Source organism: Nocardia arseniciresistens, assembly GCF_046764875.1.
GTDB lineage: Bacteria > Actinomycetota > Actinomycetes > Mycobacteriales > Mycobacteriaceae > Nocardia > Nocardia arseniciresistens.
In genome coordinates this window covers 359,355-373,159 of sequence record NZ_JBKORD010000006.1, presented here as the reverse complement: position 1 = coordinate 373,159, position 13,805 = coordinate 359,355, and the positions used below count along the sequence as shown (strand labels likewise).

Sequence of the window (13,805 nt, the reverse complement as noted above, 5' to 3'; positions counted from 1 at the left end):
CGGGTGGTGCCGGATCAAGCGATGGCTGATGTCTCGGGTTGGTGGACGAGGTTCAGGTGCATCTGGATGGTAGTGCCGTGCTCGCCGGTGTAGATGCGGACGAGATCGATGAGGTGGTTGACCAGCAGCAGGCCGCGGCCTCCTGGTCGGAGCGGATCCGCGGGTAGACGGCCTGCCAGTGGATCCGAGATGTGCCCGGCGTCGCGGACTTGGCAGAGCAGTTGGTCTGCCTCGATCCAGATCGCCATTGTTCCCTGCCCGCCGCCGTGGACCACGGAGTTCGTGGTGGTCTCCGCGACAGCCAACTCGATATCGATGGTGCGGTCGGTACTCAGGCCCATGCTGCGTGCGATTCCGGCAGCGAGGTGCCGAGCATCGGGGAGGGTCGCCGCATCGAAAGCGAGGACCGCGGCTGCCGCGGGCGGTTCGGGCAGCGGTTGGTTGTACCGGTCCACGATGTGGTCGGGATCGTATGTGCGGCTTGCTCGTTCGCCGTCGGCGTCGATCACGAGTGGGTGGGTCGCATACGCGTCGGCCAGTACCGAGAGTTCGAGGCGTTCGGTGTCATAGGGGCACAGAATGGTGACTTCGCGGCCGGTGAAGGCGGCGTTGATCAGCGCTTCGTGCTGCGCGCAAGCCGGATATTCCGTGGCTGAGCGTTCGGCCCAGATGGGTTCGCCGATGATCCGAACCCGCCCGGCCGGATGGCTGTCGGCGAAGGCGCGAAGGACCCCCGGGATAATTCTGCCGGGATTGCGACCTTCGACGGTCATGTCCATCAGCCGGACCTCGGCGGCATCGGATCCGAGTTCAGTGCGAATCAATGCCAAATTGGGTCCGGGCACCGATACCGCGACCGGCTCGTCGGCGGCCAGTCCCGCTCTGATAAATCCGACGGTTCCCGCGAGATACTCCTCGGTGTCGCGGTAGAACAGCGCCGGATGCACAAACGGTGCTGCGAAGCCGCTGGGAAGAGTGGCGGTCATGTGCGGTGTGTACCTCGATCGTCTGCCGGCCGTGGAAGTGGCATGTCCGTGTGGGCCCGGGGAGGCATATCGACCGATCCCGGCCGTCATGGCGCTGTATAGCCGTGATGGCGCTGTATAAAGGCCCTCCGGGCCCACAATATCGAGTACCCAACCTCATGGTGCCCACACACGCTCGCGTGGCGGCGCCCATGCGGTGCCGGACGCCGCCACGATGAGGGTCACGAATCCAACGCCTTCCTCACTCCAGGGTGAGCACCTTTGCCTGTCCGGACACCACGACGTCGCTTTGATCGACCAGAGCCGCCCGCACCTGCACACCCGCACCCTGCGCCAACGGCGGCTCGCCGCCGGCCGCGGTCAAGGCGACGGTGGCGACCTGTTGGGTGCCGTCGCAGGTGAGGTTGTTCTGAGCACCGATCGCCGCGGGACGGTCCGTGGTGGGTTCCCCCGCCATCACTTGAAGGCTCGTCACCCCGGCGGTGGCCTCGCAGTTGTAGTCGACCTCGACACTGCTCGGCGCGGCGCTGGTGATATCGACGGTGTTGGCGGCGTGGGCGGGAGCGGTGGCAAGTATCGAGGCCGCCGCTATCGCTGCGAGGGCAGTCGCGGCGCGGGCACAGCGCTGAGAATTCGGAGCAGTCACCATGGTTCGTTCCTCCTGGGTGGCAGAGACGGATCACTGGACACAACGGAAAAGAACGCGGCCATCGGTGCGCCGCGCCATCCATGGTCCAGCCCGCCGGCCGCCCGCGTGGGAGAACCGCTCCAACTGGTGCGCCGCGGACGAAGTAGAGTCGACGCGAATCGGCAATCGCCGCAGGTCCATGCGCCGGAGCCAGTCGCCCTCGGCCGCCGTCGAGACCGGATTCGACGTCCGGGACACCGGATCGAGGCGGGGGCCACATCTACCCGCGTGGAGTCGGTTATCTCACAAGCTGCGATATTCGGTAGGAAGATCGGCCGATCCATGGCATGGTTGAGCAGTGAGATCAGGCTTATCGCAGTGATCCGCTTGGCTCATCTACAGAAAAGAATTAAAAAGCAATGACTCAAGGCAGTGTGAAGTGGTTCAACAGCGAAAAGGGCTTCGGCTTCATCGCACAAGACGGTGGCGGTCCTGACGTCTTCGTTCATTACTCCGCCGTGTCCGGCTCGGGATTCAAGTCCCTTGAAGAGGGACAGCGCGTGGAGTTCGAGGTCGGCCAGGGACAGAAGGGGCCGCAGGCCCAGGACGTCCGCGCCATCTGATCGACGCAGCGTGTAAGACCCCGTGCCCTTTGGGTGCGGGGTTTTTGCTTTTTCGGTCGATGACGAAAGTCTGACGCTGGTGCCCGGCTCCAGGGCAAAACGCCGGTGAGCAGGCAAGATCAGATCATGACTGCAGCCCCGACGTCGAACCCTGTGTTCGCGACTTCCGTCGTCCCCGCCGAATCGATATGAGCGCCGTGCGGGTCTTACTGACCGGCGCGGCCGGTTTCATCGGATCGCACATCCACCGCGATCTGATCGCCGCAGGCCATGACGTAATCGCGGTGGATGTGATGCTGCCTGCCGCACATGGACCAGACGCGCCGCCGCCGGACGGAGTGCGGCGCGTGGACGTGCGCGACGGCGACTCGATGCGGTCATTGCTGCGTGGGGTCGACGTCGTATGCCATCAGGCGGCGGTCGTCGGCGCCGGGGTGAGCGCCCAGGACGCGCCCGCCTACGCCAGTCACAACGACCTGGGCACCGCGATCCTGCTGGCGGCGATGGATCGCCTCGGGTGCCGCAGGCTGGTGCTCGCGTCGTCGATGGTGGTGTACGGCGAGGGCGGCTACCAGGGGGCGGGGTGCGGTCCGGTCGAAGTCGGGATCCGCCATCGCGAGGATCTCGACAACGGCATGTTCGAGCACCGCTGCCAGGAGACCGGCGAGGTGCTCAGCTGGGCCCCGGTCTCCGAAGACGCTGCGCTGCGACCACGGAGTCTGTATGCGGCGAGCAAGGTTTCGCAGGAGCACTACGCGCTCGCGTGGGCGGCATCGACGGGATCGACCGTCACCGCACTGCGTTATCACAACGTGTATGGCGACGGCATGCCAAGGGACACACCGTATTCCGGCGTAGCTGCGATTTTCCGGTCGGAGCTGGAGGTGGGACGACCACCGCAGGTGTACGAGGATGGCAGGCAGACAAGGGATTTCGTGCACGTCGCCGATATTGCCGCCGCGAATGTCGCCGCGGTGGAGCAGCCGCTGTCAGGGTTTGTCCCCCTCAATATCGCCTCGGGACGTCCGATCACCATCGGCGAGGTCGCCTCGGCCCTCGCCGCCGCGCGCGGCGGTCCCGCACCCGTGGTAACGGGCCACTACCGAGCAGGCGACGTGCGCCATATCGTTGCCGATCCGGATCGGGCACGGCGTGCCTTGGGATTTACCGCGCGGGTCGATCCGATCGACGGGCTCACCCGGTTCGCGTTCGCGCCGCTTCGGCCTACCGCCGGAGTGGGAGCGCCGACGATCTAGTGGCGCTGTCAATTCTCGGTCAGTGGTAGGCGGACTTCGAAACGGCAACCCGTGTCACGGTTTTCGGCGGTGATGTCGCCGTGGTGGGCTTCGACCAAACCCGCGGCGATGGCCAGGCCGAGGCCGCTGCCGGTCGGCACACCGTCGGCGGCGACCGGGGAACGCGCGGTGGTGCCTCGGTAGGCGACCTCGAAAATCCGTGGCAAATCCTGTTCGGCGATCCCCGGCCCGGTGTCTTCGACTCGGGCCCATGCCTCGCCGTTGGAGCAGCCTGCGGAGATCGCGACCCGGCCGCCGGGTGGGGTGTGCGCGATGGCATTCGAGACCAGGTTGGTCAGCACTCGTCCGAGCGCGTGATCGTTCGCCGCCACCACGATTCGAGTGTCGGGTTGCTCCGCGTGCAGGGCGACTCGAGCTCTTTCCGCGGTCGTACGGTTGGCGGCCAATACCTCGTCGATCAGCTCGCGCAAGTCCACCGGCTCCAGCTCGAGGCGAAGAGCACCGGAGTTGATCTTCGACATTTCGAACAGGTCGTCGACCATCCGCGACAGCCGATCCGTCTCACAGCCGATCTGCTCGGCGTACCGCGCGAGGTCGGCGCTGTCGGTGACGACGCCGTCCAACAGCGCCTCCGACATCGCGCGAATCCCGGCGAGCGGGGTGCGCAGATCGTGGCTGACCCAGGCGACGAGCTCGCGGCGGGAGCGTTCGGCAGCCCGTTCCTGCTCGCGAATCTGCTTTTCCCAGACAGTCTTTCGCGCCTGCTCCCGCCCGAGCACGATGGCAGCGGGTACCGTGACAGCGGCGACGACAGCCAGCACGACGGCGGTGCGCTGTAGTTCGTGAGTGAACATCAGTCCGCTGACCCCGATGATCCCCGCGAGGGTCGACAGCGTGGGAATCAGTACCAGCACCGCCATGCTGGTAGTCAGTGAGCGATTACTGGTGGCGCGCAGGATGACCGCGCCGATCAGCACCACCGGTACCGAACAAGCCAGCGCGAAGAAGATGAGCTGCATAGTGTCCTCAGGCATGGCAGGCTCCGTTTCCGTCACGGCCCCAGGCGTATCCGCGTCCCCACACCGTCTCGATCCGGTGCCGGTCGCCGAGCTTGGCCCGGAGTCGTTTGATGTGCACGGTGACCGTGGACAGGTCGCCGAAGTCCCAGCCCCACACCTGCGACAGCAGTTCCTCGCGGCTGAATACCTGTTGTGGATGGCGCAGTAGGAACACGAGTAGGTCGAACTCGCGTGGGGTCAGCTCCACCGGCAGGTCGTCCACCAGCACCAGCTGAAACGCCGGTCGCACCTCGATACTGCCATCGCGCAACGTGATTCGCGTTGTGTCGTGCGTCTGCGTCGCTCGGCGCAACACAGAGGCGACCCGCAGCGCGAGTTCGCGTGGGCTGAACGGCTTGGTCACATAGTCGTCGGCGCCCGCCTCGAGGCCGAGTACCCGGTCGTCTTCGTCGCCGAGCGCGGTGAGCAGGATGATGGGCATCTGCGGGCGTGGTCCTGATCGGACCGCACGGCAGATATCGATACCGTCGGGGGCGGGCATCATGACATCGAGCACGGCAAGCTCGACCGCCCCGTCCGGCAGATCGGCACCGGCCAGCGCGGCCATGGTGGCGGGGCCGTCGCCGGTCTCCACAACGGTCAGCCCGTCGCGTTCGAGATAGCGCCGCACCACTTCCCGGACCACGGGATCGTCGTCGGCGATCAGGATGCACATCGAAGTCACCAATTCGTCAGGATCGTATGGGCTATGAGCAGTGTTCCAAGCGCTTGCACGGCCAGCCAAGCTCTGGCGCCGGATTTCGGCAAGAACGCGGTCGCGGCAACCAGCCAGATGGCGAACGGCAGCCAGATGCGTTCGGTCTCCGCCTTGCTCAAGCCGCTCACATCGGCGATCAGGATCGCGCACAAGCTCGCGACCACCAACAATGCTGTCGGGTCGAGCGCGCGCAGCGCATTCCGGGACAGTGCGCGATGCAGTGCACCCACGGTTGCCGCGCCGACCGAGCACACGGTCGCGGCGAGATTGCCCCACGACCAGTACACCAACGGCCGCTCGGAGGCGATGCCTTGGTAATAGCGTTGCACCACAAGGTGATAGCCGTCGACCCACCAGAACCCGGACATCGTGAACGCAACGCAGACCGCGAGCGCACCGGTGAGTGCCGGTAGTAGTGGCCGCATGGTTCGTCCTGCGATGAGAACGGCCACCGCGGGGATCGCCATCAGCACCAGCCCGTAGCTGAGATAGATGCCGAAGCCGAACAGCATCCCGGCCGCCGCCGCGACGATCGGCCGACCCGATGGCCGGGCGGCAATGGCGAGCAACGCGACCGCCCAGGCGGTGACGCCCGCGAAGATCGCATCCGCGGACACGGCGAGCCAGAGCGCGGCCGGTGCCAGCGTCAGGAACGGCAGCGCCGCGCGGGCCCGGTCCTCGGCGCCGAGCGCCGACAGCGCGACGGCAACGGCGACTACCGCACTGCATCCGATCAGCATGCAGGCCAGTCCCGCCCAAGCGCCACCGCCGAGGCCGGCACGATCCAGCAGCACGAAGAACAACAGCGCCCCCGGTGGATGTCCGGACACATGTGTGGTCCAGGAATCCGGCTGGAAGTCGAGGATTCGGTCGGAGAATCCGCGCAGCATGGCCGGAATATCGGTGACACCGCCGACCTCGTGCAGGTATTCGTTGGGGTCGGTGAGCCGCCCGGCGAATCCACGCTGCCAACCGTCGACCATCGCGAGGCAGAACGCCCACCCGATCGTTGTCACCCAGGCGAGTACGAGCAGGCGTCGAAAGGGGAGACGCGCGGCCAGCTCCGCGCCGTACATCACCACTATGGCCGCGATAAGCAGTGCGGGCACCGTGCCCCAGCCGATGTGCGGCAACCAGTCACCGAAAAGGGGCGCCGCCCCAGCGTAGAGGGAGTCACGCCATTGTTTGCTGGCAATTCGCGGAACAACGAATGCCGCGGTGACCAACGCCGCGCCCGCGACGGCGCCGATAATGTCGCCTCGGATTCCGGCGCGCGGCGGGTTCGCGACCTCGGTGACGTCATGCACGCCTCCAACAATAGGCAGGCGATCCGCCGGTAATCGCAGATCAAGCCACTATCTCGGGGACCGTCACTGTTTTGTCACAGGTTTTTCGGTCGCCGGAAGGTCGCCGCGGTTTAGCGTCGAAAGCATGACAGAAGCTCTGGCTGATCCAGGTAGCGTGACTGTGGTGATCCCGTGCCGGGACGAAGCTGATGCGTTGCCTGGAGTGCTGGCCGCTATCCCGCCCGGCTACCACGCGCTGGTAGTCGACAACGGCTCGACGGATGCGACCGCAGCGGTCGCGCTGGCTCGCGGTGCGCGCGTGGTGTCGGAGAAAAGACCAGGCTATGGCGCCGCGGTCCAAGCGGGGATCGCCGCCGCGAGCACCGAGCTGGTCGCTGTGCTCGATGGTGACGGCTCGATGGACCCCGCCGAATTGCCGGGCCTTGTCGAACTGGTGCGGGCCGGTGCTGATCTTGCGGTCGGCCGCCGCGTTCCGTCGCAATCCGGTATCTGGCCGTGGCACGCCCGCCTCGGCAACCGGCTGATCGCCCGTCGACTGCGCCGCAAATATGGTCTGCCTGTGCACGATATCGCGGCGATGCGGGTTTCCCGTCGCGCCGCGATGCTGTCGCTCGGGCCGCTGCACAACCGCTTCGGGTACCCGTTGGAGTTGCTCGTGGGTGCGGCCGGTGCGGGCTGGCGGGTCGTCGAACGCGACATCACCTACGGGCCGCGCACCGGCGGGGTCTCCAAGGTGTCCGGTTCGTGGCGCGGATCGTTGATCGCCACGCGCGACTTCTTGACGGTGCTGCGATGACCGACGGTGCAGAGATAACACAATGCGGCATGACGACCCAGGCCGTGACCCTGCTCGTGATGGCGAAGGCCCCGGTCGCGGGTTTTGTGAAGACTCGGTTGACACCGCCGCTGACGCCGAGGGAGGCGGCCCGAGTCGCGGCGGCCGCGCTGCTCGACACGCTCGAATCGGTGCTGCGTTGCAATGTGATCCATCGGGTCGTCGCGCTCACCGGAGAACTTGCCGATGCGGAGTCTCGGCACGAATTGGCCAGGGCGCTAGGCGAATTCGATGTCATGCCGCAGCGGGGGACCGGGTTCGGTGCACGGTTGGCCAACGCGCACGCCGACGCCGCGCGCCTCGGGTTGCCGGTGTTGCAGATCGGGATGGATACCCCGCAGATCGGACCGGCGGTGCTGACCACGGCGGCCCGGCGGCTGGCGGCGGGTGCGGAAGCGCTGCTCGGCCCCGCCGAGGACGGCGGCTGGTGGGCGCTCGGGCTGCCGGAGCCGCAGGCGGCACGGGTGCTGGCCGAGGTGCCGATGTCGACCGACCGAACCGGTCTGCTGACACGGGAAGCATTGCGACAGTGTGGTAATCGGGTCCGATTGCTACCGGTATTCGGCGACGTCGACACCATCGAAGACGCGCTGCGGGTGGCGGCCCATTGCCGCGGCCGCTTCGCGGAAGTCATGGCCGAGCTGCGTGATCGACGGCTGGTGCGGCAATGAGCACGATGGAGTCCGAGGTTTTCGATCGGGCATTGGCGGGTGAAGAATGCTGGGTGCGCGCCACCGATGGCGGAAGGCATCGGCTGCATGCCCGACAGTGGCTGGGGCTTTCCACCGCGGATGCCGGAGACCGTCGCGCCGATATCGCGTTGACCTGCTGTTGTGACGGACCGACCGTGGACCTCGGTTGCGGACCCGGCAGACTGGTCGCCGCTCTCTTGCAGCGCGGCATCGCCGCGCTCGGCGTCGATATTTCGCCGATGGCGGTCTCCGTCACCCGATTTCGCGGCGCTCCCGCGCTGCGGCGTGACCTGTTCGGGCCACTGCCAGGCGCAGGTCGGTGGTCGTATGCGATCCTGGCCGACGGCAATATCGGCATCGGCGGCGACCCGGTGCGGATTTTGTCCCGCGCAGCGGAACTCCTCGCCCGCGACGGCGTTGCCGTCGTCGAGTTCGCAAGGCCGGGAACGGGTGTGGTGAACCGGACGATCCGGCTGGAAACCGCTACAAAGGTCGGGGAGTGGTTCCCATGGACGCGCGTCGGTATCGACCATGCGGGCCAGGTGGCGGCGGCCGCGGGGCTGCGGGTGCTCACAACGGCCGACGTTTCGGGGCGACATATTGCCTGGCTGCATCGCGGTGACTATGGGGATCGGCCGCAATGAGCGAACAGGCCAATGCCGAAACGGACTCGGTGCACACCGCGCGCGGTCCCGAGGTGGCGAGCCGCGTCGGTATCGCGCTCGGTACCGCGTTGCTCATCTGCTTCGTGACCGGGCTGATCAGCCATGGGATTCAACATCCACCGAGCTGGTTCTGGTGGCCCGCCAACCCGGTCTGGTTGTATCGGGTCACCCAGGGCACGCATGTCATCTCCGGCGTGACCGCGATCCCGCTGCTGCTGGTGAAGCTGTGGGCGGTGTATCCGAGGCTGTTCGAGCGGCCGTTGCTAGGGTCGCCGATGCGCGCGCTGGAACGCGGGTCGATCGCGGTCCTGGTCGGGTCGACAATCTTCGAGTTGTCGACCGGGCTGCTGAACATCGCGCAGTACTACCCGTGGAAGTTCTTCTTTCCCACCGCCCATTACGCGATGGCCTACGCCGCACTCGGGGCACTCGCGGTGCACCTGGCCGTCAAGCTACCGGTGATACGCGAGGCGCTCGGCCGCCCCGTGAATTCCAACGCAGGGTTGGCCGACGCGGATATCATGGCAACCCGGCATGTTTCACGCCGCGCAATACTTACCGCGGCAGGCGTCTCGGCAGCCGCGGCCGCTCTCGCTGTTGCCGGGCAAACCGTGCCGTTCCTGCGGTGGGCGGCTGTGCTCGCTCCGCGCAGTGGGCATGGGCCACAAGGGGTTCCGGTCAACCGATCGGCTGCGGCGGCGGGGGTCGGTGACCGCGCACGCGATCCCGGCTACCTACTGACTGTGGCGGTGGGGGAGCGGCGGCGACAATTCAGCAGGGACGAGCTGCTTGCCTTGCCGCAGGCCCGTGCTCGGCTTCCGATCGCCTGTGTCGAAGGGTGGAGCGCTTCGGCGGACTGGTCCGGCGTGCGTCTTCGTGATCTGCTCGCGGTCGTCGAATCCTATTCGGGCGGAGATGTCCGGTTCGAGTCGCTCGAGGGCGGCGGCATCTACCGCAATTCTGTTCTCCCGCAACGACATGTGGTGGACGACAGAACCCTCATCGCGCTGTCGGTGAACGGTGAAACACTCGACCTCGATCACGGCTATCCGTGTCGTCTGATCGCACCGAACCGTCCCGGCGTGCTCCAGACGAAATGGCTCTCGACGATCGAGGTAGTGACATGACCGCGGTACGTGTCCTATTGCTGCTGATCGGCCTGACGTCGGGGTGGTACGGGATCACACTGATGCTCGACTTCGACACCTCCGACCTCATGTCGATCGCGCTGTGGTTCGGCGGTGGAATCCTGTTGCACGACGCGGTATTCGCACCATTGTGCGCCGCCGTCGGTATCGGCGCACGCCACCTGCTGCCGCCCACCTGGTGGGCGCCTGCCGCCTGCGGGGCGGCCGGCACTGTAGCGCTGGCGTTGATCGCCGCGCCGGTCCTCGATCGCGGTGGGGCGATGCCGGACAACCCCTCAGTTCTCGATCGCGACTATGTGACCGGGCTCGCGCTCGCCCTGGTCGTGGTGTGGGCACTCGTTGTCCTCGCCATCGTTACCCGCCGCCGTATGGAACGAGGGTTTTCGCGATGACCTACTAGATCTGTGAGGAGTTCACTCTCATGACACAATTCGACGACCTTCGGGCGCTGTTCATCAACTGCACACTGAAGCGCTCCCCCGAGCCGAGTAACACCGCGGGCCTCATCGATGTGAGCGCCCGAATCATGGAGAAGAACAATGTCTCGGTCTCCCACATCCGCGCCATCGACCACGACATCGCGACCGGGGTGTGGCCGGATATGACCGAACACGGCTGGGCCGCCGACGCGTGGCCCGCGTTGCAGCGGCAGGTCATGGACGCCGACATCCTGGTTTTGGCCGGGCCGATCTGGTTGGGGGACAATAGTTCCGTCACCAAACAGGTCATCGAACGGCTTTACGGCAACTCCTCGGTCCTCAACGAGCGCGGCCAGTACGCCTACTACGGCAGGGTCGGCGGGTGTTTGATCACCGGTAACGAGGACGGTGTCAAACACTGCGCCATGAATATCCTCTACAGCCTCCAACATTTGGGCTACACCATTCCGCCGCAAGCCGACGCGGGCTGGATCGGCGAGGCCGGACCGGGCCCGTCCTATCTGGACCCCGGCTCCGGCGGACCCGACAACGACTTTACCAATCGCAATACCACCTTCATGACCTGGAATCTGATGCACCTTGCCCGGATGCTCAAGGACAACAACGGTATTCCCGCGCACGGCAATCAGCGCTCCGAGTGGGACGCCGGGTGTCGGTTCGACTTCGAGAACCCTGACTACCGCTGAGCCCGAAGCAGCTGAAATGCCTGGTCGAACGCTTCTCGAGGTTGGGAATAGTCAGTTTTACGGCATCGGGCAGGGACCGGCTCGGTAGTCGAACGCTTGCGTGAGTTCGTGCCTCGTAATTCGGCGCTGCGAAATTGGTTGGGTCCCATTGCTTTCACTGTGCTGCGCAAAAGGGGAGGGCGTCGATAAATGATCTTGATTACTGGGTCACTCCGCCTGATGCGAAGGTTGCGGATACGCGCAATGCGCGTATATCGGGCGTAGGCTCCGCCCACGTTGCAAGCAATAGGGCTGGCTTTCAGTCTCGGCAAGAATGGAGGAAGGTCATGGCTGTAGGGACCTTCAATTATCAAAACGCTTCCGGATACTCTGAACGGATCGAAAACCCGGCTGAGTATCAGAACTACAACCTGATCGTCGGTAATGGATTAGTGGACAACCAGACGAGTGCCACCGTCACGCTCTACTCCGACCTCGATGGCCGAGGGGACTCCGACTATCTGTACCCGAATAGCAGTAGATATCTCAGCCGGGGCTATCGGAGCTTTAAATTCACCAGCTAGTTGTTCGCCTGACGTCCATGTGCGCCAGCGGGATTCGCCCGCGCCGTCTGGTCGTCGACGCGACTCGACGGGACCTCGCGCGCGGTGCGGCACTGTGGGCTCGGTCACCTGGATTGTAATGATAATCATTTTCATTATAGAGTGACCGCCATGGATTGGCGGCTCGCCCCGTTCGCGGTGGCTTCTGTACAGCGGGCGCTGTTGGTGCCCGGACTCATCGCATCGGCCGTGGCCCTGAGTGGTTGCGGCACAGACGATTCCGAGTCCGCACAGGCACCGGGCGGTAGCCCGATCGCGGTCACCTATGACGGCGGCATCTATGTCTTGGATCCGACGACGCTCATACAGACCGGCGAGGTTGAACTCGACGGCTTCAATCGATTGAACCCGGCAGGGGACGATCGTCACCTCATGGTGTCGACCGAGAACGGCTTTCGGGTTTTCGACGCGGCGGACGCGGAGTTCACCGGCGCCGAATTCCCTGCTGTCGAACCAGGTCACGTCGTGCGGCACGCGGGCCGCACGGTGCTGTTCGATGACGGTACCGGCGAAGTCACCTCCTTCGACCCCGACAAGCTCGGCGACGGCAAACCGGAGACCGAGGTCTACCGCGCTGCCGCACCGCATCACGGTGTTGCTGTCGAACTGGCGAACGGCGAACTCGTCGTCACTCTCGGCACCGAGGACAAGCGCGTCGGCATCGCAGTGCTGGACAAGAACCGTGTGGAGATCACCCGCAACGAGGATTGCCCCGGCGCGCACGGAGAAGCCGCCGTCAAGGACGAAGCCATCGTGATCGGCTGCCAGACCGGAGTTCTCGTCTACCGCAACGGTGTCATCACCAAGGTCACCAGCCCGACCTCCTATGGCCGTATCGGCAATACGGCAGGCAGCCCGACCTCATCGATCGTGCTCGGCGACTACAAGCAAGACAAAGACGCAGAACTCGAACGCCCGCAACAGATCTCGCTGATCGACACCTCCAACGGCACCCTCCGCCTCGTAGATCTCGGTACCAGCTACACCTTTCGATCGCTGGCCCGTGGTCCGCAGGGGGAGGCGCTGGTCCTCGGCACCGACGGCCACATCCACGTAATCGACGCGGTAACGGGCACCTTCATCCGCACCATCCCGGTCATCGACCCGTGGCAGGAACCCCTGAAATGGCAGCAGCCGCGCCCCGCGCTGTTCACCCGTGGCGCCATGGCCTATGTCTCCGATCCGGCCACCAATCAGGTGCACCGAATCGACCTCGCCACAGGCGCGGTCGCGGCAACCACCACATTGGCCGCGGCCCCGAACGAACTCAGCGGCGTCGCCGGGCACTGACGTGAGCGACCCTGTCGGGGCTGCGTAGCCGCGCCGCCGCCGTTATCGTGCGCGCGGCCGGTCTGCCGATCGGCTCGCAGGGCACCCGGACTGATCGCCGCGACCGTGCGCGATGCTGTGCGGTCATCGCTCGATCGCAGGGCCTGCGGTGCCGTGAGCTGCGCGTTCGTCGCGGCCCGCACGTCGGTCGGGAAGGTCTCGAACTGTGCGAGTTCTCGGGGGAGACTCAAATGCTGCTCAGCGAGACCTCCAGTTGTTTGAGTCCGCAGCGGATGCGGCTCTTCACCGTCGGCAACGGGATGCCGAGGAGCTCGGCGACCTCGCGATAGGTGCGATCACCGTAGTACGCCATGGTGATCGACTCGCGTTCGCGCGCGTTCAATCTCGCCAGGTGGGTTCGAAGGGATTCGGCATCGAAGTGCTGGCCGACCTGTTCGGCGACGTCGTCGTGTCCTGGTCTGAGCTGGGTGCTGCCATAGATGATCTCCCGCTCTGTGATGGCTTGTTCGGCCCGCACCACGTCTACCGCGCGTCGATGGGTGATCATCATCAGCCAGGTCAGCGGGGCGGACCGGGTGCCGTCGTAGCGATCGGCGGTGACCCATGCCTGTAGATAGACCTCCTGGGTGATCTCCTCGGCAAAGGTCCGACTGTGCACGATGTGGACCGCGAGCCCGAATACCCGTTGGCTGGTCGCGTGATAGAACTCCGTGAAAGCCGCCCGATCTCCCGCGGCGATCGCGTCGAGTAACTCACCTAGGTAGTGTCGAGAATAATTCTGGGAGCCATTGTACGGCGGTGTCGTGATGACCATCGCTGTCTCCTCACTCCGGACGGTGCGGATTCAGCTGGTGCGTGCGGCGGCAGTTGC

The 13,805-nt window shown here is 65.5% G+C and carries 16 protein-coding genes; 10 read left to right on the top strand and 6 right to left on the bottom strand.

Annotated elements, in window-relative coordinates; genetic code table 11:
* Nucleotides 1-14 precede the first annotated feature (14 nt).
* A complete protein-coding gene (locus ACLMAJ_RS13720) occupies nucleotides 15-986 on the bottom strand; it encodes an anti-sigma factor RsbA family regulatory protein (protein ID WP_412014017.1) in 972 nt (323 codons plus the stop codon).
* 241 nt (nucleotides 987-1,227) lie between these two features.
* On the bottom strand, nucleotides 1,228-1,635 hold the full coding sequence (locus ACLMAJ_RS13715; RefSeq protein ID WP_412014016.1) for a hypothetical protein: 408 nt from the start codon (nucleotides 1,633-1,635) through the stop codon (nucleotides 1,228-1,230).
* A 398-nt stretch (nucleotides 1,636-2,033) separates the two neighbouring features.
* On the opposite strand from ACLMAJ_RS13715, the gene ACLMAJ_RS13710 reads away from it, so the two are divergent.
* Nucleotides 2,034-2,237 carry a cold-shock protein gene (locus tag ACLMAJ_RS13710; protein ID WP_327114982.1) on the top strand — a complete coding sequence of 68 codons (204 nt, stop codon included), beginning with the start codon at nucleotides 2,034-2,036 and terminating at the stop codon, nucleotides 2,235-2,237.
* 188 nt (nucleotides 2,238-2,425) lie between these two features.
* Entirely contained in the window at nucleotides 2,426-3,493 is a 1,068-nt protein-coding gene (locus ACLMAJ_RS13705) for an NAD-dependent epimerase/dehydratase family protein (protein WP_412014015.1), read from the top strand.
* Nucleotides 3,494-3,501: 8 nt separating this feature from the next.
* On the opposite strand, the gene ACLMAJ_RS13700 is transcribed toward ACLMAJ_RS13705, so the two are convergent.
* From ACLMAJ_RS13700 to ACLMAJ_RS13690, 3 genes are read right to left on the bottom strand one after another with little or no spacing between them, the layout of a single operon-like run.
* A complete protein-coding gene (locus ACLMAJ_RS13700; protein WP_412014014.1) occupies nucleotides 3,502-4,527 on the bottom strand; it encodes a sensor histidine kinase in 1,026 nt (341 codons plus the stop codon).
* Nucleotides 4,520-5,227: a response regulator transcription factor gene (locus ACLMAJ_RS13695; protein WP_412014013.1), complete on the bottom strand. Its 708-nt coding sequence runs from the start codon at nucleotides 5,225-5,227 to the stop codon at nucleotides 4,520-4,522. The genes ACLMAJ_RS13700 and ACLMAJ_RS13695 overlap by 8 nt, the downstream gene beginning before the upstream one ends.
* Nucleotides 5,228-5,232: 5 nt before the next feature.
* Nucleotides 5,233-6,576 (bottom strand): hypothetical protein, encoded by a 1,344-nt coding sequence (locus ACLMAJ_RS13690; protein WP_412014012.1) that lies wholly within the window; start codon nucleotides 6,574-6,576, stop codon nucleotides 5,233-5,235.
* A 124-nt stretch (nucleotides 6,577-6,700) separates the two neighbouring features.
* Between ACLMAJ_RS13690 and ACLMAJ_RS13685 the strand changes: the two genes are divergently transcribed.
* From ACLMAJ_RS13685 to aztD, 8 genes are all read left to right on the top strand, one after another.
* Nucleotides 6,701-7,372 (top strand): glycosyltransferase family 2 protein, encoded by a 672-nt coding sequence (locus tag ACLMAJ_RS13685; RefSeq protein WP_412014011.1) that lies wholly within the window; start codon nucleotides 6,701-6,703, stop codon nucleotides 7,370-7,372.
* A complete protein-coding gene (locus ACLMAJ_RS13680) occupies nucleotides 7,369-8,082 on the top strand; it encodes a TIGR04282 family arsenosugar biosynthesis glycosyltransferase (protein WP_412014010.1) in 714 nt (237 codons plus the stop codon). The genes ACLMAJ_RS13685 and ACLMAJ_RS13680 overlap by 4 nt, the downstream gene beginning before the upstream one ends.
* A complete protein-coding gene (locus tag ACLMAJ_RS13675; RefSeq protein ID WP_412014009.1) occupies nucleotides 8,079-8,747 on the top strand; it encodes a methyltransferase domain-containing protein in 669 nt (222 codons plus the stop codon). The genes ACLMAJ_RS13680 and ACLMAJ_RS13675 overlap by 4 nt, the downstream gene beginning before the upstream one ends.
* Nucleotides 8,744-9,895 carry a molybdopterin-dependent oxidoreductase gene (locus ACLMAJ_RS13670; RefSeq protein WP_412014008.1) on the top strand — a complete coding sequence of 384 codons (1,152 nt, stop codon included), beginning with the start codon at nucleotides 8,744-8,746 and terminating at the stop codon, nucleotides 9,893-9,895. The genes ACLMAJ_RS13675 and ACLMAJ_RS13670 overlap by 4 nt, the downstream gene beginning before the upstream one ends.
* Nucleotides 9,892-10,308, top strand: a complete 417-nt coding sequence (locus tag ACLMAJ_RS13665; RefSeq protein ID WP_412014007.1) for a hypothetical protein — start codon at nucleotides 9,892-9,894, stop codon at nucleotides 10,306-10,308. The genes ACLMAJ_RS13670 and ACLMAJ_RS13665 overlap by 4 nt, the downstream gene beginning before the upstream one ends.
* Nucleotides 10,309-10,337: 29 nt before the next feature.
* Entirely contained in the window at nucleotides 10,338-11,042 is a 705-nt protein-coding gene (locus tag ACLMAJ_RS13660) for a flavodoxin family protein (RefSeq protein ID WP_412014006.1), read from the top strand.
* 326 nt (nucleotides 11,043-11,368) lie between these two features.
* On the top strand, nucleotides 11,369-11,605 hold the full coding sequence (locus ACLMAJ_RS13655) for a hypothetical protein (RefSeq protein WP_412014005.1): 237 nt from the start codon (nucleotides 11,369-11,371) through the stop codon (nucleotides 11,603-11,605).
* Nucleotides 11,606-11,755: 150 nt separating this feature from the next.
* Nucleotides 11,756-12,934, top strand: coding sequence for a zinc metallochaperone AztD (gene aztD, locus ACLMAJ_RS13650; protein ID WP_412014004.1), 1,179 nt, complete (start codon nucleotides 11,756-11,758; stop codon nucleotides 12,932-12,934).
* Nucleotides 12,935-13,160: 226 nt separating this feature from the next.
* On the opposite strand, the gene ACLMAJ_RS13645 is transcribed toward aztD, so the two are convergent.
* Entirely contained in the window at nucleotides 13,161-13,748 is a 588-nt protein-coding gene (locus ACLMAJ_RS13645) for a sigma-70 family RNA polymerase sigma factor (protein WP_412014003.1), read from the bottom strand.
* Nucleotides 13,749-13,805: the final 57 nt, after the last annotated feature.

Coding starts and splice junctions, on each gene's coding strand:
- ACLMAJ_RS13720 (WP_412014017.1), bottom strand. CDS start 986: ATGACCGCCACTCTTCCCAGCGGCTTCGCAGCACCGTTTGTGCATCCG.
- ACLMAJ_RS13715 (WP_412014016.1), bottom strand. CDS start 1,635: ATGGTGACTGCTCCGAATTCTCAGCGCTGTGCCCGCGCCGCGACTGCC.
- ACLMAJ_RS13710 (WP_327114982.1), top strand. CDS start 2,034: ATGACTCAAGGCAGTGTGAAGTGGTTCAACAGCGAAAAGGGCTTCGGC.
- ACLMAJ_RS13705 (WP_412014015.1), top strand. CDS start 2,426: ATGAGCGCCGTGCGGGTCTTACTGACCGGCGCGGCCGGTTTCATCGGA.
- ACLMAJ_RS13700 (WP_412014014.1), bottom strand. CDS start 4,527: ATGCCTGAGGACACTATGCAGCTCATCTTCTTCGCGCTGGCTTGTTCG.
- ACLMAJ_RS13695 (WP_412014013.1), bottom strand. CDS start 5,227: ATGTGCATCCTGATCGCCGACGACGATCCCGTGGTCCGGGAAGTGGTG.
- ACLMAJ_RS13685 (WP_412014011.1), top strand. CDS start 6,701: ATGACAGAAGCTCTGGCTGATCCAGGTAGCGTGACTGTGGTGATCCCG.
- ACLMAJ_RS13680 (WP_412014010.1), top strand. CDS start 7,369: ATGACCGACGGTGCAGAGATAACACAATGCGGCATGACGACCCAGGCC.
- ACLMAJ_RS13675 (WP_412014009.1), top strand. CDS start 8,079: ATGAGCACGATGGAGTCCGAGGTTTTCGATCGGGCATTGGCGGGTGAA.
- ACLMAJ_RS13670 (WP_412014008.1), top strand. CDS start 8,744: ATGAGCGAACAGGCCAATGCCGAAACGGACTCGGTGCACACCGCGCGC.
- ACLMAJ_RS13665 (WP_412014007.1), top strand. CDS start 9,892: ATGACCGCGGTACGTGTCCTATTGCTGCTGATCGGCCTGACGTCGGGG.
- ACLMAJ_RS13660 (WP_412014006.1), top strand. CDS start 10,338: ATGACACAATTCGACGACCTTCGGGCGCTGTTCATCAACTGCACACTG.
- ACLMAJ_RS13655 (WP_412014005.1), top strand. CDS start 11,369: ATGGCTGTAGGGACCTTCAATTATCAAAACGCTTCCGGATACTCTGAA.
- aztD (WP_412014004.1), top strand. CDS start 11,756: ATGGATTGGCGGCTCGCCCCGTTCGCGGTGGCTTCTGTACAGCGGGCG.
- ACLMAJ_RS13645 (WP_412014003.1), bottom strand. CDS start 13,748: ATGGTCATCACGACACCGCCGTACAATGGCTCCCAGAATTATTCTCGA.